This window comes from Flavobacterium anhuiense (assembly GCF_004151235.1).
GTDB lineage: Bacteria > Bacteroidota > Bacteroidia > Flavobacteriales > Flavobacteriaceae > Flavobacterium > Flavobacterium anhuiense_A.
The window spans coordinates 25,471-45,459 of record NZ_JUIV01000018.1 but is presented as its reverse complement, the minus strand read 5'-3'; the positions used below and the strand labels follow the sequence as shown (position 1 = coordinate 45,459).

Annotated in this window: 21 protein-coding genes; 14 read left to right on the top strand and 7 right to left on the bottom strand. The window is 33.4% G+C overall.

Annotated features, from left to right (window positions below; all coding sequences use genetic code 11):
* Position 1: 1 nt before the first annotated feature.
* From NU08_RS18055 to NU08_RS18045, 3 genes are read right to left on the bottom strand one after another with little or no spacing between them, the layout of a single operon-like run.
* Positions 2-2,116 (bottom strand): DUF4301 family protein, encoded by a 2,115-nt coding sequence (locus NU08_RS18055; RefSeq protein WP_129748506.1) that lies wholly within the window; start codon positions 2,114-2,116, stop codon positions 2-4.
* Positions 2,077-2,700 carry a nicotinamide riboside transporter PnuC gene (gene pnuC / locus NU08_RS18050; RefSeq protein WP_129748505.1) on the bottom strand — a complete coding sequence of 208 codons (624 nt, stop codon included), beginning with the start codon at positions 2,698-2,700 and terminating at the stop codon, positions 2,077-2,079. Before pnuC ends, NU08_RS18055 begins: the two co-directional genes overlap by 40 nt.
* Positions 2,701-2,720: 20 nt before the next feature.
* Positions 2,721-3,449, bottom strand: coding sequence for a geranylgeranylglyceryl/heptaprenylglyceryl phosphate synthase (locus NU08_RS18045; protein ID WP_129748504.1), 729 nt, complete (start codon positions 3,447-3,449; stop codon positions 2,721-2,723).
* Between the two features lie 94 nt (positions 3,450-3,543).
* Between NU08_RS18045 and NU08_RS18040 the strand changes: the two genes are divergently transcribed.
* The 3 genes from NU08_RS18040 to NU08_RS18030 all read left to right on the top strand — a co-directional run bounded on the left by NU08_RS18040 (position 3,544) and on the right by NU08_RS18030 (position 4,905).
* On the top strand, positions 3,544-4,140 hold the full coding sequence (locus NU08_RS18040; RefSeq protein ID WP_129748503.1) for a Crp/Fnr family transcriptional regulator: 597 nt from the start codon (positions 3,544-3,546) through the stop codon (positions 4,138-4,140).
* A gap of 82 nt (positions 4,141-4,222) precedes the next feature.
* Positions 4,223-4,510 (top strand): hypothetical protein, encoded by a 288-nt coding sequence (locus tag NU08_RS18035; protein WP_129748502.1) that lies wholly within the window; start codon positions 4,223-4,225, stop codon positions 4,508-4,510.
* Positions 4,507-4,905: a group III truncated hemoglobin gene (locus NU08_RS18030; RefSeq protein ID WP_129748501.1), complete on the top strand. Its 399-nt coding sequence runs from the start codon at positions 4,507-4,509 to the stop codon at positions 4,903-4,905. Before NU08_RS18035 ends, NU08_RS18030 begins: the two co-directional genes overlap by 4 nt.
* A 39-nt stretch (positions 4,906-4,944) precedes the next feature.
* On the opposite strand, the gene NU08_RS18025 is transcribed toward NU08_RS18030, so the two are convergent.
* Positions 4,945-5,595 carry a 4'-phosphopantetheinyl transferase family protein gene (locus NU08_RS18025; protein ID WP_129748500.1) on the bottom strand — a complete coding sequence of 217 codons (651 nt, stop codon included), beginning with the start codon at positions 5,593-5,595 and terminating at the stop codon, positions 4,945-4,947.
* Positions 5,596-5,913: 318 nt separating this feature from the next.
* Here NU08_RS18025 and ahcY point away from each other — a divergent pair, with 318 nt between their 5' ends.
* The 9 genes from ahcY (at position 5,914) to NU08_RS17980 (ending at position 13,688) form a co-directional block, all read left to right on the top strand.
* Positions 5,914-7,230, top strand: coding sequence for an adenosylhomocysteinase (ahcY, locus tag NU08_RS18020; RefSeq protein ID WP_111367939.1), 1,317 nt, complete (start codon positions 5,914-5,916; stop codon positions 7,228-7,230).
* 197 nt (positions 7,231-7,427) lie between these two features.
* A complete protein-coding gene (locus NU08_RS18015; protein ID WP_129748499.1) occupies positions 7,428-9,746 on the top strand; it encodes a patatin-like phospholipase family protein in 2,319 nt (772 codons plus the stop codon).
* A 68-nt stretch (positions 9,747-9,814) separates the two neighbouring features.
* A complete protein-coding gene (locus NU08_RS18010) occupies positions 9,815-10,099 on the top strand; it encodes a hypothetical protein (protein WP_129748498.1) in 285 nt (94 codons plus the stop codon).
* Between the two features lie 52 nt (positions 10,100-10,151).
* Complete coding sequence (locus NU08_RS18005; RefSeq protein WP_129748497.1) at positions 10,152-10,484, top strand: DMT family transporter; 333 nt, start codon at positions 10,152-10,154, stop codon at positions 10,482-10,484.
* Between the two features lie 4 nt (positions 10,485-10,488).
* On the top strand, positions 10,489-10,950 hold the full coding sequence (locus NU08_RS18000; protein ID WP_129748496.1) for a GNAT family N-acetyltransferase: 462 nt from the start codon (positions 10,489-10,491) through the stop codon (positions 10,948-10,950).
* Positions 10,951-11,086: 136 nt separating this feature from the next.
* Positions 11,087-11,929: a bifunctional helix-turn-helix domain-containing protein/methylated-DNA--[protein]-cysteine S-methyltransferase gene (locus tag NU08_RS17995; RefSeq protein WP_129748495.1), complete on the top strand. Its 843-nt coding sequence runs from the start codon at positions 11,087-11,089 to the stop codon at positions 11,927-11,929.
* A gap of 116 nt (positions 11,930-12,045) precedes the next feature.
* A complete protein-coding gene (locus NU08_RS17990; RefSeq protein ID WP_129748494.1) occupies positions 12,046-12,759 on the top strand; it encodes a 2OG-Fe(II) oxygenase in 714 nt (237 codons plus the stop codon).
* 88 nt (positions 12,760-12,847) lie between these two features.
* A complete protein-coding gene (locus tag NU08_RS17985; RefSeq protein WP_129748493.1) occupies positions 12,848-13,093 on the top strand; it encodes an Ada metal-binding domain-containing protein in 246 nt (81 codons plus the stop codon).
* On the top strand, positions 13,080-13,688 hold the full coding sequence (locus NU08_RS17980) for an alpha-ketoglutarate-dependent dioxygenase AlkB family protein (protein ID WP_129748492.1): 609 nt from the start codon (positions 13,080-13,082) through the stop codon (positions 13,686-13,688). Before NU08_RS17985 ends, NU08_RS17980 begins: the two co-directional genes overlap by 14 nt.
* A gap of 5 nt (positions 13,689-13,693) precedes the next feature.
* Here the strand turns inward: NU08_RS17980 and NU08_RS17975 are convergent, their stop codons facing one another.
* Complete coding sequence (locus NU08_RS17975; RefSeq protein ID WP_129748491.1) at positions 13,694-14,011, bottom strand: MmcQ/YjbR family DNA-binding protein; 318 nt, start codon at positions 14,009-14,011, stop codon at positions 13,694-13,696.
* A gap of 62 nt (positions 14,012-14,073) precedes the next feature.
* Positions 14,074-14,829 (bottom strand): NUDIX hydrolase, encoded by a 756-nt coding sequence (locus NU08_RS17970; RefSeq protein ID WP_129748490.1) that lies wholly within the window; start codon positions 14,827-14,829, stop codon positions 14,074-14,076.
* Positions 14,830-15,092: 263 nt separating this feature from the next.
* Here NU08_RS17970 and NU08_RS17965 point away from each other — a divergent pair, with 263 nt between their 5' ends.
* Both NU08_RS17965 and NU08_RS17960 read left to right on the top strand, forming a co-directional pair.
* Complete coding sequence (locus tag NU08_RS17965; RefSeq protein WP_129748489.1) at positions 15,093-15,350, top strand: hypothetical protein; 258 nt, start codon at positions 15,093-15,095, stop codon at positions 15,348-15,350.
* 151 nt (positions 15,351-15,501) lie between these two features.
* Positions 15,502-17,523, top strand: a complete 2,022-nt coding sequence (locus NU08_RS17960) for a hypothetical protein (protein ID WP_129748488.1) — start codon at positions 15,502-15,504, stop codon at positions 17,521-17,523.
* A 231-nt stretch (positions 17,524-17,754) separates the two neighbouring features.
* Here NU08_RS17960 and NU08_RS17955 read toward each other — a convergent pair whose 3' ends face one another.
* Positions 17,755-19,983, bottom strand: a complete 2,229-nt coding sequence (locus NU08_RS17955) for a glycoside hydrolase family 3 N-terminal domain-containing protein (protein WP_129748487.1) — start codon at positions 19,981-19,983, stop codon at positions 17,755-17,757.
* Between the last annotated feature and the right edge of the window lie 6 nt (positions 19,984-19,989).

Here is a 19,989-nt window from a genome sequence, read left to right as displayed (position 1 = left end):
ATTATTGTGGCTGATGTGCTGCTTTCAACAAATCATTTACCGTTTTTACGGGATTAAAAGTAATCAAAGGAACAGCTACAAAAATGGTTAACCAATTGGCCATTGAACCGTTCCACAGACCAGGCAATTCGTAGCTTCTCACCGTTTTGCCATCAACACTCTTTTCTACAATAAAACCCGCTTTTTGATCTACAAATTGCAATAAATCGAATTTTTCGTTTTTGTAGTTTTTTATACCACAAACCAAATCTACGGGATTAAAATGTGTTGCTTCTGCTAAAATTGCCTGTTGCTTTTTACTAGCTAAATCCACTTGAGAAGTTTCAACAATTTGAAGAGAATTAGCCCCTTTATCATCCATTACCCAAAACGGTCCGCCTCCTGGTTCGCCTTCATTTTTTACCATTCCGCAAACTCGAATTGGCCTATCTAAAAGTTCTTTCAGCTTGCTTATTTTATTCTCAAAAGTAAATTTACTGAAGTCATTACTCATTTCAACATTTAGCTCTTCTTTTAAAAATAAAATAATATCCGTCAAGTGATTTTCTTCAACCTTATTTTGGTCAATTGCTTTTAAATAAGAAAAAACTTTTTGCTGTATTTCAATTAAAACGCCCGCTAGCGCTTTTTTGTATAATGTAATTTTATCAATATGATTCTGAATGACATTATCTATATTTTTAATAAAGATTACATCAGCGTCAAGATCATTTAGATTTTCAATCAGAGCACCATGTCCACCTGGTCTGAAAATTAAATTGCCATTTTTATCTTTTACCAATTTGTTTTCCTCATCAATAGTGATTGAGTCTGTACTTTTATTTTGGTACGAATACCCAATATTAATTTTAACTCCAGCAGGTTCTTCAATTTTTTCTATAACCTCATCCACACCTTTATAAAACAAATCTTGGTGAATTTCTGATACAGTAAAATGCAAATTAGACACCTTATTTGAAGTAGCATAATGTATACACTCATTTAAATGCTCTTCAATTGGGGTTGCAATGTGTGTTTCGTACCAATGAAAAGGCAATACCGCTTTTGGTTTATTGGCAAAGTCGAAATAATCAGGAGATAATAATAATTTTATAAAATAGTAATTCTTGTAATCCCTTTCAAATGTTTCAAAATCAGGATAAATTTCTCGCAATTTTTGATCTATTTCCTTGAAGAAAGGAAACTTTTCCATTCCAACAATAAAAATGGCAAGCTCTTTATCTTTCTTTCTATTGATATAAGCATTAATAGTCTCTTTTTGAATATCAAAATCATTAAGAAAAGCTGTCAAAAATTTAAACATCCTAGTTGCAGCACCTGATGCTGGAACAAACTTTTTAATTTTTAGGTTTTCTTTCTGTTCATCAAAAAAAACTGCTTTTTCTTCGAACTCATTTTCCGACAAACTTAAAATTCCATTAGCAGTTGTGGCTGGACTAACTAAATTGCTTTTTGCAATTCCATTGTCAAGGATTTCCATCTGTTTTAGAATTTTTTCAAAAGGAATTCCTCTATCATAAATTTGAACAAAATCTGATGACGTAAATCCTTTTTCTTTAGCAATAGTCAATTCATCAATAATAGCTGTTGCTTTTGCCAAACGTGTTTCTTTGTCGCCAGATAAGGTTATAAAAGGCTTTTTTGTATCGATTAGAGTCTGTTTAAAAACAGAAAAAACCGTTTCGCGTCCTTCAGGAGTATCACGAATGTCGTCTTTTTCCCAAGGAACATCAATATCGGTAAGGAAAAACAAATCGTACTCGTGTTTTAATGCCGCTTCATTTAAAAGCGGATCACAAAAACCATAATACATTTCAGAAAACACTTTGGTTACCATTAAATTGGTATCACAAAACAAGTATTTATTTGCGTTTGCCAATTTTTCGTTTTCCAATGCAGTCTGACCGTAGGCAATAGGCATCATATCATCGTCTACACAAATATGCTTATTCTCCTCCCATTTTTCTTGCAGATAGTCGCGTGCAAACTCGGGAACCCATTCGGTTCCGTAGTAATCTGCAAGCTGTTTTGCTAAGGTTGTTTTTCCTGTACTTTCAGGACCAAACAAAGCAATTTTTATGATGGTTGTTTTTTGCTGTCTAAGATCTTTCTCCATTCTAAATAAGCTGAAATAGCCAAAATTGTAAAAATTATATACTGAAGTGACAGCATCCCTAAACCGCGATAAGCGTAGAGAGGCACAACAATAATATCACCAATAATCCAAAGTGTCCAGTTTTCTATTTTTTTTCTGGCCATATACCACATTCCTGCGAAAAATATTCCTGACGAAATCATATCCACATAATTGTCAGGGTGTATTGCATAATCGAAATATTTATAAATCCCGAAAACTACAAAAACAGTCACAATAAACAGTAAGATTCCGATTATTTTTTCATTAAAATTTGTACGGGTAATAGGCATGTTATCTTCAGCCGTTCCTCCTTTTGCCCAAACATACCAGCCGTAAATACTCATTATTGAAAAATAAGCGTTTATGATCATATCGCCGATATAGCCTGCCACATAAAGCAGATATACTGATATTGCCGTCGCAATTAATCCTGTTGGATACACCCAAATGTTTTCTTTTTTTGCAAACCAAACACTTAAAATGCCACATACAAAAACCAGAAACTCTAAAGCAATATGCCATAAAGGTGCATTTTTGTAACTATCTAGAAAAAAATCTATCATGAAAATGTGGTATTTGTCTTTTATAACTCAAAAAAACGATTGTTATTTTCAAAAGCAGTTCCGATAACAACCAAATCTGCACCAGCACTATATGCTTTTTGAATTCCGTGCAAATCTACAATTCCTCCTCCAACAATAACAGGAATTTGAATATTTTGAGAAACAAGTTCAATCATTTCTGTCGGAACAGGCTGTTTTGCACCGCTTCCCGCTTCTAAATAAATGAGTTGATTCCCTAACATTTCCCCTGCCTGAGCTGTCGCCAAAACCAAATCAAGATTTTCGCGGCTTAAGGGCTTTGTTTTACTTACACGTGCAACAGCAGTTTCGTTACCGCTTTCTATTAAAATATAACCTGTAGAAATAACTTCTAAATTCGTTTTCTTAAGAATTGGGGCTGCCTGAACTTGGTATTCAATCAAATAATCTGGATTTCGGCCTGACAATAAAGACAAAAACAAAATACCATCGGCTTTTGGTGAAATCTGAGAAGGATCCCCAGGAAATAAAATAACTGGCAAAGTTGTTTTTTGTTTTAGCTCCGAAATCAATTCTTCTAAAATAGTATTCTGAACAATACTACCTCCAACAAAAATATGAGTTGCAGGCGATTGGTTGATTTTCTCAATCAAATGATTTAAATTTTCCAATACAATTTTATCAGGGTCCAAAAGCACTGCCAATAATTTTTGGCCATTGCTTTTAGCTTCTAAAATCTGTTGTCTAATAGTGAGAATTTGTTCTTGCATACGGGGAGTAAAAGTAAAAGATTTTTAATGCAGAAGAACTATTTTGAATGAATTATATTTGTTGAACGTCTTTTGATAACGTAAATAACACATTATGATTACAGTTGAATTACTAGAAAAGTACGGAGTTATAAAAAAATCATTTGATAAAAATGATATTATTTTAGAAGAAGGCAATCTTCCGTCGCACTATTACCAAATTATTTCTGGCGAGGTAAAAATGAGCAATTATAATGATGATGGACGTGAATTTATACAAGGCATTTTTTATAACGGACAATCTTTTGGCGAACCTCCATTATTCTTAAATCAAAATTATCCAGCAAATGCAATAGCTGTAGAAAATACTGAGATTTTCATTCTTCCTAAAGAAAACTTCATGAAGCTTTTAGAGGAAAATCCTAAAGTGAGCATCAAAATAATCGAAAATCTAGCGCAGAGATTGTATTATAAATCGGTTATGGCAGCAGAAATTTCTACACACGAACCCGAACATCGCGTATTAAAACTGATTGATCACGGAATCGCTTATTTCAATTTTCAAAAAGATAAAAATGGTTATCTCATAAATTTTACCAGACAACAAATTGGCGATTTAACTGGTTTACGTGTAGAAACGGTTATTAGAACGATAAAAGCATTGGAAAAAAAAGGTGAGTTGAAGATTATTAACCGAAAAGTATACAGATAAAAAAAATCTCGTTTTATGATTTTAATCATAAAATGGAGTACTATTGTAGCTGTAATTTTGTTGATATAAAAAACTGAATATCATGACACTATATCAAACAACATTCGACATTTTCAATAGAAATTATATGGGCTCTGCTGCAATGGCAGTAATCGGACAAAGCTGTTTAGGAGGCGCTGCAGCCATGTATGTTTTAGCCAACGGAACTTCTATTCCGCAAATGATTCAGCTAGGAATCATTGTTTTAGCTTGTGTTTTCGCAAATACATCTATCTTGGCACAAATGAAACATAAAGTAGTTTTCAACCTTATTATGTTAAGCGCAACTTTAAGTTTGTTCTTTATACTTTTGAATAGCTTATTCTTATGAAAAAACAAATAGAAAATAGAGCGGATGTTTCCTTTTTGGTTCATCAATTCTATGCTAAAATAAGAGCCGATAAAGAAATCGGCTTTTATTTTAATGAAATGATTTCTGATTGGGATGCGCATCTCGAAAAACTAACTGATTTTTGGGAAACCAATCTATTTGGCGTTCGCAAATACAAAGGAAATCCGCATTCTGTTCATAATGAAGTTGACGCTCATTTTGATGAAAAAATCGCACCTAATGAATTCGGAATCTGGTTAAATCATTGGTTCCAAACCATTGACGAGCATTTTGAAGGCGAAAATGCAGAAACACTAAAAAGACGCGCTAGAAAAATGAGCACTTTTTTATACATGAGCATGTTTCAGCACCGTCAAAAAGAAAGTGAAGTTTAAATATATAAATCTTGGAATTTGGAATTTTATATTAAAATTTTATTTCTCAAAAGCATAAACCAAAGTAAAAGTTCCATCAAAATTATCAGATTTGACTTCCTGATAATGTACATCGAAATCTTTAACTAAATCATCAAAATGAAGACTTGCCTGCGTTTGGGTTTTATCTAAAGAAAAGTTGTCTACATTAATATGATCTTTAAAACTTATACCTTTTTCATTTCTTATTTTAAAGATCGCCTCTTTGGCTCCCCAGATTACGGTAAGTTTTTTTATGTATTCTTCTGTAGAATTCGGTTCTAGATAATCACATTCATAATCGGTGAATTTATCTGCAATTCTCTGAATCTTTTCTCGTTGCAATTCCATATCAATTCCAACCTTTTCTTTGCTTATAATTATCGCTGCAAAATGGTACGAATGTGTAATTGAGATATGATTATCACAATCAAAATACGGTTTTCCGAACTCATCATAATGCAAATCTTTATCTGTAAATCCCATTTCCTGAATCAGCATTCTAACACTTAAAAAAGCACGCTGATGCATCTGTGATTTCATTCCGTCCAGTCTGCGCTGTGTCTTTTCTTTCAGGGTAACGCGACTATACAATTCTTCAAAAGATTCGGTTATTTCCCAAATTAGGATTTTAGTATTTTCATTGAATTGTATGGTCTGAAATAAAGGCATTTCTTTTTAATTATAAATTGTAAATGATTAATTATAAATTAATTGGCAGTAAATTTTAAACCATATAAGCCATTTAAGAAAATATAGCTGGTGGCTTAAAGAATGCATTAAGTAAATATAAGCAATTCGCAACAAAGGTAATAGTTTCCGAATCTTTTTTAAATGAACTTACATCACTTATACGATTAAAAACGATTTTTAGATTAACATTCTAGAGATTAAGAAATTAAAGATTTCACAAATCTTACAGAAATTAGTAAAATTAAAAACCTATTACGTAAATTTGCAAAAATTTTACAATATACAAATATACTATAAATGAGTACTACAACTACGCCTTATGTGGCTTATAAAGTAAAAGACATTTCTCTAGCGGCTTGGGGAAGAAAAGAAATTGAACTAGCTGAAGCTGAAATGCCAGGTTTAATGGCACTTCGTGCTGAATACAAAGACGAACAACCATTAAAAGGTGCTCGTATTGCTGGATGTTTGCACATGACGATTCAAACTGCTGTTTTGATCGAAACTTTAATTGCTCTTGGTGCAGAAGTTACTTGGTCTTCTTGTAACATTTTCTCTACTCAGGATCAGGCTGCTGCTGCAATTGCTGCTGCTGGAATTTCTGTATACGCTTGGAAAGGTTTAAATGAAGAAGAATTTGACTGGTGTATTGAGCAAACTTTATTCTTTGGTGAAGACAGAAAACCATTGAACATGATTTTGGATGACGGTGGAGATTTAACTAACATGGTTATTGATCGTTACCCAGAATTGGTTCCTGGAATTAAAGGTCTTTCTGAAGAAACTACAACTGGTGTTCACAGACTTTACGAAAGAGTAAAAGCTGGAACTTTACCAATGCCTGCTATCAACATTAACGACTCTGTTACTAAATCTAAATTTGATAACAAATACGGATGTAAAGAATCTGCTGTAGATGCTATTCGTCGTGCAACTGACTTAATGTTGGCTGGAAAAAGAGTAATTGTTTGCGGATATGGTGACGTTGGAAAAGGAACTGCCGCTTCTTTTAGAGGTGCTGGTTCTATTGTAACAGTTACTGAAATCGATCCAATTTGTGCTTTACAAGCTGCAATGGACGGTTACGAAGTGAAAAAATTAGATACTGTAATTGCTAATGCTGATATCATCATTACAACTACAGGAAATAAAGATATCGTGGTTGGAAGTCATTTCGAGAAAATGAAAGACAAGACTGTTGTTTGTAACATCGGACACTTTGATAACGAAATCGACATGGCTTGGTTAAACAAAAACCACGGTGCTTCTAAAATCGAAATCAAACCTCAAGTTGACAAATATACTATCGCTGGAAAAGACATTATTATCTTGGCTGAAGGTCGTTTAGTAAATCTTGGTTGTGCTACAGGTCACCCAAGTTTTGTAATGAGTAACTCATTTACAAACCAAACTTTAGCTCAAATCGAATTATGGAACAATAGCGCAGCTTACAAAAACGAAGTTTACATGTTACCAAAACATTTAGATGAAAAAGTTGCTGCTTTACACTTAGCTAAATTAGGCGTTGAATTAGAAACTTTACGGGAAGATCAAGCGGCTTACATTGGTGTTGAAGTTCAAGGTCCATTTAAACCAGAATACTACAGATATTAATTGATTTTAGATTGAAGATTTCTGATTTTAGATTTCTTTAATTACATATTTCAAACCCGACAGGTTTTAAAACTTGTCGGGTTTTGTTTTTAACAGACAAAAAGATTTCTATAAAAAATATACTTTGTAAAGAATAACTCCTTAATTTTAGTAATTAAAATAAGTTACTATTTCTCAACTACATAAATACTGTAATCTTGAAAAAAACATCTTATTTATTCGTCTTCTTATTTTTACTTACACTTCCGCAGATTATTTTTTCTCAAGAAAAAAAGCCTAAAGTTGTATTGGTCTTAAGCGGTGGAGGCGCAAAAGGAATTGCACATATTCCTCTTTTACAAAAATTAGACTCCCTTCACATTGTTCCAGACCTTATTGTCGGAAACAGTATGGGAAGCATTATAGGAGGTTTATATGCAATGGGATATTCTGGTGACAGTATAGAAAAAATCACCAAAGATATTTATTGGGACAAACTCTTAGGAGGAGGCCAATCATTACGAGCTGCAAGCGCCGAAGAAAAAAGAGAATTTCAAAGATATTTAGTCGGAATAGGCGTTAAAGACGGAAAACTTAACAGTATTGGTTCTCTGCTAAATGATCAAAACTTAAGAGAATACCTTTCTGAATTAACTTTCCCAGTATACAATGTCAAAGATTTTGATAGTCTTCCGATTCCTTTCAGAGCTATGGCTACAGATTTGGTCGAAGGAAAAGAAGTTATTTTAAGCAAAGGGAGTTTATCTTACGCCATGCGTGCCAGTATGTCGTTGCCTGCAATCTTCAAACCCATGCCTTACGGAAAAACGGTTTTGGTAGATGGTGGAGTCTTAAATAATTTTCCGACAGATGTTGCCAAACAAATGGGAGCCGATATTATTATTGGAAGTGATGTCGGAGGCGGAATGGAACCTGTCGATAAGCTTAACAATCTTATGACCATATTAATGCAGACCAGTATGTTCCCGAGCAATATCAAAAATCCTGCAAATCGTGATTTATGTACAATACTGGTCGATCATTTACCAAATCTCCGTTTTTCTACTGCCGATTTTGCCAATAGCAACGAAATCTACAAAGACGGTAAAATTGCCACAAATCAAAATCTTCCAGCTTTAATTGCGCTTTCAGAAAAGTTAAAAGGATTTCAGCAGAGAACTCATAAACTGCCCGATATGCCAAATGAGTTTGTTCTCGATACAATTGTTTACAAAAAAATAAGTCCTGAAAATATGCCTCTTGTTGTCGGAAGAGCCAATCTTAAAACTCATGTAAAATACACCACCAAAGATTTAATAGCGGGTATTAACAGAGCCATGGGAACCAATCTTTTTGATGAGATTACTTATAGTTATTTCATTAAAGATGAAGATAAATTAGGCATTACCTTATTCGGATTTGAACGTGCTAAAAATCAGCTCAACACCTCAATTCATTATGATACATATAGAGGTGTGGGAATAATTTTTAACTACACAGGAAGAAATGTCCTTGCAGATGCATCGCGTCTTCTTTTAACGGTAGATATTGCCGAACAGCCAAAAGCAAGAATCAATTACCAGAAAAATTTTGGACAACACCGAGAATGGTGGTGGATGTCTGAAGCTTATGGGGCTTTACTTCGTCAGGAAATTTATATCAATGGCAAAGCATCAGACAATATACTTTACAACACTCTTGAAATCAATAATGAGATAAACAGAAATTTAAATTCTCTAAAAAGTTATGTCGGTTTTGGACTAAGCTATAGTTACACAAATCTAAAACCAAAATATGACCGTGAATACAATCCTAATTCTTTAAGCATCAACAACTACAGCTTTAACAACATTGAATTCAACTTGCATTATTCTTATAATGACATGGATAAAGTTTTCTTTGCCACAGAAGGAACTACTATAAAATCAAACGTGGCAAGATCTCTTCTTACAGATCTTGATGCCTCGCTTTACGATCCAGACTTTAAGCGTATTTCTGGCTCAACAAATGGCTACACCAAATTGGGTTTGACTTATGAAAAGAGGTTACCCATAAAAAAGAAAATTACAGGAATTGTAGCATTCGACTCTTATTTTATTTTTCAGGATAAAGAGAAAAATGACGATCTTCCTTTTTCAGGACTTGGTTATGCCGCAAAATATTTTATAGGTGGCATTATTCCAAGTTCTGGCAGCAATCGCTTCTCGTTTGCAGGGCTTCATGAAGATGAACTGAATGTAACACAGTATATGGGGCTGAAACTTGGATCTCAAATAAACTTAATTGGAAAAATTTACCTCACCCCTCACTTCAATATCGCATCTGTCGGTTTTGACACTTTTAACGACTATATAAACCATGCTTTTAATCCAAAAGGAAATTGGGATGATAATTTAGAAACCAGTCTTGTAATATCAGGAGGAGCCGCAATTTCCTACCAGTCCATTTTAGGCCCAATTCATTTTGATACTTCTTGGATCAATAATATTGACAAAGTAAGATTATTTTTCAGCGTAGGATTATCACTTAATCCATAGTAGAATTAATCCTAAAAGTTTAAGTTTGAAATCCAAAACATCTTGAAAAATAAAAGAAGACAAAAAATATGATTGAAAAAGTTTTATGTGAAACACATGGCACAAAAGAAATGACTTTTGGCTGTATTCACATTGCAATGGCAACAGACTCTAAAGAAAAAGTAGGTTTTTACTATTCAGAACCCGAAGAAGATCTTCCTCAAATTGCTTGGTGTGGAGCATGCGAACAATGGCTTCTTGATAATGGCGAAGAATGGACTGATGTTTTTCAAGCTAAAGCCGATTTCCAAATGTTATGCATTGATTGTTTTGATGAGATAAAAAATAATGAAATAGAAATTCATATTCGATAATTAAATTCCCTTTCGTTTTAAACAAAGCTTAACTTTGTAAAAAACGACAATCATGAAGAATTTTTTATTTTTATTTATTGCTATTGTTTTCGAAATCATTGCTACCTCAGCATTAAAAAAATCTGAAGAATTCACCAAACTTATCCCAAGTATCATTACCATTATTGGATATTGTGGTGCATTTTATTGTTTAAGTTTCGCCATCAGAACCATTCCTGTCGGATTTGCCTATGCCATTTGGTCTGGAGTCGGAATCGTTTTAATCACTATAATTGGCGCTATTTTCTTCAAAGAAATCCCCGATTTACCCGCAATCATTGGCTTAGCTTTAATTATAATTGGAGTTGTTGTGATTAATGTTTTTTCTAAAACTGTGGCGCATTAAGATTATGATTTTCAAACAAGCAACAATATCCGATTTAAACGAAATGCAGCAATTGTATATCGAAACGATACAAATCGTTTGCAAAAATGATTATGATTCTACTCAAATCAAAGCTTGGATTTCTGGCGTAAAAAACACAGAACGCTGGATTGAAGTAATCGAAAAACAATTCGTTTTATTAGCTATTATCGAAAACAAAATTGTAGGTTTCGGAACCTTAAAAGATGGCAATTATATTGATTTCTTCTACATTCATAAAGATTTTCAAAGACAAGGAATTGCCGATAAAATTCTAAAAGAATTAGAAATGGAAGCCAAAAAACATAATTCAACAATCATAACTTCAGATATTAGCATAACAGCAAAACCATTTTTTGAAAAGAAAGGATTCGTTGTAAACGCCGAACAAAAAAATATTCGTTTGGGCATTGAATTAATTAACTTTAACATGGAAAAAGAATTGTAAAATTTTGTTTCAAGTTTTAGGTTTACAGTTAAGTTGGATCGTGAAACTTGAAACCTGAAACAAAAAAAACTCAGCAAGTTTCGGATTTTTTGCCTGCCAAAACCAATCGATCTTTGTATTATAAAATGGAAAGAAAATGAACACACAGGAAACCATCAATTATAATCGTATCGCCGAAGCTATAGATTATATCAAAGCTAATTTTAAGGATCAGCCTAATCTGGATGAAGTTGCAGAGAAAGTACATTTAAGTCCTTTTCACTTTCAAAGGCTTTTTAGTGAATGGGCAGGAACAAGTCCGAAGAAATTTTTACAATATACTAGTATAGAGCATGCCAAAAAATTACTCAAAGAAAATCAGGCAACCGTTTCTGAAACTGCTTTTGAAACAGGATTCTCAGGAACAAGCCGCCTTCACGATTTATTTGTAAATATTGAAGGAATGACACCTGCCGAATATAAAAACGGCGGCAAAAATCTAGCTATCAATTACAGTTTTGCCGAAAGTCCATTTGGGAATATTATCGTTGCATCGACTTCAAAAGGCGTTTGTTTTATGGCTTTCGCCGAAGATGAAATAACTGGACTTATTGCATTGAAAGATAAATTTCCGAATGCATCTTTTACGCAAAAACTAGATTTAGCGCAACAAAATGCATTGTTCATTTTCCAAAATGATTGGAGTAAATTATCAGAAATAAAACTGCATTTAAAAGGAACCGATTTTCAACTGAAAGTTTGGGAAGCTTTACTTAAAATTCCAATGGGACAGCTTTCTACTTATGGTTCGATTGCGCAACAAATTCAAAAACCAAATGCTTCTCGCGCAGTAGGAACTGCAATTGGGAGTAATCCTGTTGCATTTTTAATTCCGTGCCATCGCGTGATTCAATCTTCTGGAACTTTTGGCGGCTATATGTGGGGAAATACCAGAAAAACAGCCATAATTGGCTGGGAAGGTGCGCACATAAATCTATAGTTTTTCTGCCACAAATTACACGAATTGCACAAATTTTTATTCTGATTGATAAAAATTAATTCGTGGACATTCGTGTAATTCGTGGCGGAAAAAAAATCTCAATCTAAAACTTCTTTATGCAAAATATACAATCCAAAATTGCTTCTCAAAACTGGGAAAGCATCACCGAGTCTATGCACGAAAATGGATTCGCAATCATTCCAAAAGTGCTTAATAACGAACAATGCGAAGACTTAAAATTTGATTATGACAATCCCAATTCCTACCGAAAAACAGTTGTAATGGAACGCTACCGATTTGGTTTAGGCGAATACAAATATTTCAATTATCCACTTCCAGATTTAATTCAGAACATTCGGTCTGCAATCTATCCGAAATTAGCGCCAATTGCAAATGCTTGGATGAAAGCTTTAAATATCGATACAGTATTTCCAATAAAACATGAAGATTTGCTAAAACAATGCCACGACAATAATCAGCTCAAAGCAACGGTTTTAATTCTAAAATATGGCAAAAGTGGTTTTAATACTTTACATCAAGATTTATATGGAGATGTTTATTTCCCCATTCAAATTGTACTTTTTCTAAACGAACCCGATGAAGATTTTACTGGCGGTGAATTTGTTTTGACACAACAAACGCCAAGAGCACAATCTAAAGCGATTGTTTTAAAACCAAAAAAAGGAGATGTTTTGGTTTTTACAACCAATTTTAGACCTGTAAAAGGTACGAAAGGTTATTATCGTGTGAATATGAAACATGGCGTAAGCGAAGTACATTCGGGTGAAAGATATACATTAGGTATTATTTTTCATGATGCGTTAAATTAAGGTGCAAAGGTGCAGAGGCACAAAGCTAAAAACCTTTGAACCTTTGTCTCTTTGTAACTTTGTAACTTTGTAACTTTGGACTTAAATTATGCTTCAACACAACAAGATTTCAGATTCAGATCTTCGAAATAAAATTAAAAAAGGCGAAATTTGTTTCGGTGGCAATCAAAAATTAAAAATCTACGGAACACTTCGATGTTCTTCAGGAAAACGAATGAAACGGGAGAACCGAGTCTTCTTTTCTTCTGAAAAAGATGCCAAACAAAATGGTTTCAGGCCTTGTGGTCACTGTATGAAATCAGATTATCAAAAATGGAAAAATGGACTTATTTAATCCGCAAATAGACGAAACTACAAATCTGCTTCCGAAAGATGGAACGGTGAATTATTACGGAAAACTATTTTCCAGACAAGAAGCCGATTTCTATCGTGATATTTTATTAAATACAATCGAATGGAAAAATGATGAAGCTGTTATCTTCGGAAAATTAATTTTAACCAAACGAAAAGTAGCTTGGTATGGCGATCAGGAATTTGAATACACGTATTCGAATACAACAAAAAAAGCGTCGCCTTGGACTCCTGAACTTTTGAAATTAAAGAAAATTATTGAAGAAAAAACAGGAGAAACTTTCAATTCTTGTTTGCTGAATTTATATCATACGGGCGAAGAAGGAATGGCTTGGCACAGCGATGCCGAAAAAGATTTGAAGAAAAATGGCGCAATCGGATCTGTGAGTTTTGGAGCCGAACGTAAATTTGCTTTCAAACATAAAGAATCAAAAGAAACTGTTTCGCTGGTTTTGGAACATGGAAGTTTGCTTGTCATGAAAGATGAAACACAAACATATTGGCTTCATAGACTTCCTCCAACAAAAAGCACTCAGAAACCAAGAGTTAATTTGACTTTTAGAACCATTGTACGATAGGAATGTTACTTTTTTGAAGCCACAGTTTCATAAGATCGTATCAAGGCATCTTCAAACATTTCGGGTCTTACTTTTGAAAGTTCGACAATTGTCCAACCTTGTTTTCCCCATTTATTTGGAATTGGATAAAAAATCTTTTCGCTTGACGCACAAAAAACCGACTGATCGATTTCGTTTAATTTCAAAACTGCATGATTATTTTTTTCATCAAAAGTGGCAAAAATCTTCTTTTTAACTCGAAAGGAAGTTTTCTCAAAATGAGGTTCTTCTGTTACATCTGGAAATGACATTGCTAATTTTCTGAATTCTTCAATTGAAACCATATCGACTTTTTTATCAAACCTAAAAGGTTTTAAAAACCTGTTAGGTCTTCGTTATGTAAAACTTACCAGCCTTGATTTAGTCCATTCTTCAAGACTTCTTCATATTTATCTTTATCAAAAGAATACAAGTTTGGAGCTTTGTGCGCCACATTACTTTTCTTTTCGTCAAGTTTTGTTAGAATTCCGATATTAGTAATTTTGCGCAAAAAATTTCGACGATCCAATTTTTTATCCAAAATCGTTTCATATAATTTTTGCAATTCTGGAATAGTAAATTTCTCTGGCAATAAGTTGTAACCAATTGGCATTAAATTCAATTCTATTCTTAAAGTATCTAGAGCTTTATCCAAAATTTCACGATGATCTAGAATGAGTTCAGGAACTTCTTTGTGATCGATCCATTCAACAAGTTCAAGTTTGCCTGCTGGATTTGGAAGAATTTTAGAAAAATCCACCAAAGCATAATAACCAATCGTCACAAAACGGCGAGTAAGCCACTTCCCTTTTTCTTCTTCAATTTGAAGATATTCTAACGTCTTTTTATCAAAATGCTGATTGTTTCGATTTACTTTTCCAAAAGTTGCAAATTGTCTCAAGAAAACTCCATCAACACCAGTTCTGCTATTTAATACTGTTATGGCGGCAGTATCAATATCCTGATCTACAGGAATAAATCCGCCAGGCAGAGACCATTTATTGGCTCGCTCCACTTTAATCAATAAAACTTTTAACTGATTATCATGAAAACCCAAAATGACGCAATCTATAGAAAGCCCAGGCTGGTAATTTTCGTTATTATCTAAAATATCTTTTAACATCAAAATCTGTATAAATTCTTGATTTAATAACTCTGCAATTTACTTCATTTTTACATAAATGCAGTGCTATTCGATTAAAATAGAAGTGTTGAAATTACAATTTTAACGAAAATTTAAAGTCAAATTTAAAAAAAATAAGTACATTGCGTCATAATAACACATTAATGATTTCAATTGTTAAAATTCAAATCAAAAACAAAAAAATTATATAAACAACTATCATTTATCTTCAAGTGAGTGTAGAAATTTAAATGTAGAAAGTTATGAATGCCAATCCTTTAAAAAATTTTAATCAAAAGATTAGAAGCAAAATTCTAAATTCTTTTGGTTTTGTTTCTAAGACCTATCTCTTAGAAGCTTCATTGAAATACAGTGAAGAACAGGAAAGAATTTTCAACGAGATGATTGTTGAAACCGATGCGAAAAACAAAAAAGCAAAACAAGAAGCATTTGACAAAGCTTTGTATGCTTCCTATAAAGGAATTGGCGCTATGGATTTTGTGAATACTGTTATAAAATAACCTTGTCCCTGTTTATAATTTATAATGCGGCCTCACTCTTAGTGAGGCTTTTTTTTATTATAAATTTCACATCATTATGAAAGAAAATCATTATTTATTAATTATTTTAGCTTTTTTTAAAAGTAAGAATATACCCCTATAGAAAAAGTACATGGAAAACATAATTGAATCAGAAAGCTACAAAATTCAAAAACCAGAAAGCTGGGCGCCTACAATTAACGACGATCAACTTATTGACTCAATAAAAGAATCCGATTTCTCAAATAAACAAGTTGAAGAAGGACGTGATTTCTGCTACTTCTTAGATAAAATTTATTATACAAGCGATACTGAAAACAGTGAATATGCCTGCGTTGCTTATACGCTCAACGAACCTTCGAACCTTGAAAGCGCTTCGGTGAGAGATGTCGTTGTCGAAGAAAATGAGACGTATGTTATACACCGAATCAGCGTTTTGAGAGACGGCGTTTTGATCGATAAAATTGCCGATACCAAGATTAAAGTTTTGGATAGCGAAAATCAAAGCGAAGGCGGTATTTTGAGCAGTAACAAAAAAGTAAATATTACCATTAAGGATTTACGTCTTTATGATGTTTTAATTACTGAAGATTCTCGCACAAAGGTTTTTACAGATCGCGATTTTATGCGAAAAGAATTTCTTAAATATGTGTATGTAACTCCAAGCACTTATTGGGCTTACGGAAAATATAAGTTTTCTTTTATCAACGACAGAAAAGAATCTATTGCATACAAAAAAACATTTTTTAGAGATGCAGAAGGAAATGTCTTAGAACCAGAAATTAATTACCTGAAAAAAGGCGAACAATTTGTAATTGAAAAAGAAAATTATATTAACTCTTTTGATGCCAACAGAGAAATTGCACCTTTTATTGATTTTGCTACAGACCGTAACTGGATTGATTTATCTAATTATATTTCTCCGCTTTATGAAGAAATATACAATAAAGCTTCTCTAAAAGAATTTGCTCCAAACCTTGTTGAAAAACTGGATGCCATTGCAGATCAAGACGAAAAGCTACAGTTTGCTATTGACTATGTTCAGAGTCATGTTTACTATATTTTTAATGCTGATGAAATGAACGGCCACAAACCGCAAGCACCATCAATAACTTATGAAAATAAACAGGGTGACTGTAAAGCAAAATCGGTTTTATTGAAAGTTGTTTTAGATTATATTAATGTTGATTCTTCTGTAGTATTGGTAAACTTCAACTCAGATCATTACATCAAATATTATCTTCCGTCTCTATTGACTTTTAATCATGTTATTGTAAAAATCAATTACAAAGGCGAAACTTATTTTGTTGATGCGACTTCAAGAGACGAATTTGGATTAATTGAAAATCGAGGTTATATCTATTTTATGCATTACTTGGAAGTAAAACCAAATCAGGAATTATCGATAAAAGAACCTCATAAGTTTTCTTACTATGGCATAAATGAAAAGGTAGATTTTAGCGCTCAAAATAATACTGGAAAGCTAAAACTGGTTACGACTTACAAAGGAAATCGTGCCAATTATATGCGTAAATATTTCAAAAACACTAACAAAAGAGAAATAATTGACAGCTGGAATAATTTTCTTTTCTATGCTTTAAATTACTCCAATGATAGAAACGGAACCGATATCAGAACTATTTTTAAAGATGCAGCGATTGAAATTGTAAGCGATGATAAAAAGTTGAATGAGTTTACAATCCAGTATCATACTTCGATCGAGAATCCTTATTTTACAGATTCTGAAAAGAATCGTTTCTTAATGTATTTTGATCGAAATGTGGTTAAAAACTCAGCCCGTGATTTTATACACAGCGATCTTTGTTTCTGGCATAATTTTGACAATGAGAAATACGAAATCAATTTAACGACAGATCAGAAAATAGATACTCAAGAGAAATATACTATTCAGGAAAGTACTATTGCTAATCCGTATTTTGATTATACAAGCCGTAAAAAAGTGACTAAAAATGGTGCTTCTATTGTTGTCGATTTTAAGCCATTGATCAATCTAGAAATTCCAAGTGAAGATTTTGAAGATTTTAGAAATGCACATCATGAAGTTGCCGACAGTAATTTCGGAATCGGAATTGATATTATTGAGGAAGGTTTATTGAATATGCTGAAATTCAGTTTTAAGAAACGACTTAAATAATAAACGAAAAAAAGCGGGATTTTAAAATCCCGCTTTTTTATGCAATTCATTGTCTATAATTATTTTTCAACACATAGAAACATAGTTTGAAGACTTAAAAAAAGGCGTTTCACTAATTTCAATGCACATAGGCTATGTGTTAAAGCTTGCTTTTTCTGTAATCTTAAACAAAAGCTATAAAATCTATGTCTCTATGTGTTAAAATATATTTCTTTAATTTCATCTTATGAATTAATTTACTAATTCAAAATCAGATTTTAATTTAATATCTGCTGACGAAGCTCCGATCATTACTTCAAAATCTCCTGGTTCAGCAACCCATTCTAATTTATTATTGTAGAAAGAAAGTTTCTCTTTGTCAATTGTAAATTCGATTGTTTTAGATTCACCTGCGTTTAATTTCAATTTTTGGAAATCTTTCAATTCTAAAACTGGTCTCACAACAGATCCAAATTTGTCTTTCAAATACAATTGAACTACTTCTTCTCCAGCAACTTTTCCTGTATTTTTCAATTGGAAAGAAACTTTAATTGTTTCGTTGCTTTTTATTTTAGTTGAAGATAATTTCAATCCTGAATAATCAAATGTTGTATAGCTCAAACCGTATCCAAAAGGAAATTTCGGAGAATTCTTCAAATCGATATAAGCCGAAACATAGTTAGTTGAATTTTCATCTTTTGCAGGTCTTCCCGTACTGAAGTGATTGTAATAAATTGGCACTTGCCCTACTTCTCTTGGGAAAGTCATTGGCAATTTCCCTGATGGATTGTAATCACCAAATAAAACATTTGCAATTGCATTTCCAGCTTCAGTTCCTAACCACCAAGTGTACATAATTGCAGGAACATTGTCTGCAGTCCAATTGAAAACAAGAGGTCTTCCTGCATTAATTAAAACTACAACTGGTTTTCCTGTAGCCATAACTGCTTTTATCAATTCTTCCTGAACTCCTGGCAAATGAATATCGCTTCGGCTTTTTGCCTCACCGCTCATATCGTGTCTTTCACCAACACTCAAAATAACAACATCAGCTTGTTTGGCAGTTGCAACAGCTTCTGCAAAACCATCTTTGTTGTCACCCGTAACTTCACAGCCTTTTGCGTACAATAGTTTAGTGTTTTTGCCTACTTTATTTTGCAAACCATCCCATTGCGAAACTACCCATTTATCGTAGTTTACTTCTGGCAATTCTACAGCCCAAAATCCCATATTGGCTTTGTACTCTTTTACCATTGGACCAATAAAAGCAATTGTTTTGGTGCTTTTTGAAATTGGTAAAGTCTGGTTTTCATTCTTCAATAAAACAATACTTTTCTCAGCCATTTCAAGAGCCGCTTTTCTATGCTCTGGATTGTTTAAAGCTTTTTCTTCTCTTTTTGGATCTGAATATTTGTAAGGATCATCAAATAATCCTAATTCAAATTTCTTGCGAAGAATACGTCTTACAGCGTCATCAACTAAATCTATAGAAACTCTGCCTTCTTTTACTAATTCTGCTAAATTCTTACGGTACGCATTACTTTCCATATCCATATCGCTTCCTGCAGTAATCGCTGAATAAGCTGCTTCTTTAAGATCTTTAGAATAACCGTGAGCAACCATCTCTCCAATTGATCCCCAATCTGAAACTACGAATCCTTGAAAATTCCATTTTCCTTTTAAGATATCTCTCTGTAAATGCGCATTTCCTGTTGCTGGAATTCCGTTAATATCGTTGAACGAATTCATGAATGTCGCCGCTCCAGCGTCTAAAGCTGCTTTGAAAGGCGGCAAATACGTTTCCAAAAGCATTCTTTCGCTCATATCAACAGAGTTATAATCTCTTCCTCCAACACCTGCTCCATAAGCCGCAAAGTGTTTTACGCAAGCCATAACCGAGTTTAAATCTCCTAATTTATTTCCTTGGAAACCTTTTACTCTGGCATAAGCAATTTTAGATCCTAAATAAGTATCTTCTCCTGCACCTTCCATTACACGACCCCAACGAGGATCACGACCGATATCAACCATTGGAGCAAATGTCCAGTGAATTCCGCTTGCTGCTGCTTCTGTTGCTGCAACTCTAGCGCCTAATTCGATTGCTGCTAAATCCCAGCTTGCCGCTTCTGCCAATGGCAACGGAAAAGTCGTTTTGTATCCGTGAATTACATCTTGACCAAACAACAACGGAATTTTAATTCTTGACTGCATTGCCAATTCTTGGTATCCTCTGGTATATTTTGTTCCGATAACATTTAGCATCGAACCAATTAAACCCTGTTTGATTTCTGCTTGTTTGTTCGGATTAATAGTAATTGGCCCTGTTGCCTGATTGTCGCCAGTATATTGATTCAACTGGCCGACTTTTTCTTCAATTGTCATTTTTTTCAACAGATCATTGACTTTCTGATCTATTGTTTGCTGTTGTGCCGACGCAAAAAGCGAAAGCATAAACAGCGTAATTGTGGTTACTTTTTTCATAGTTTA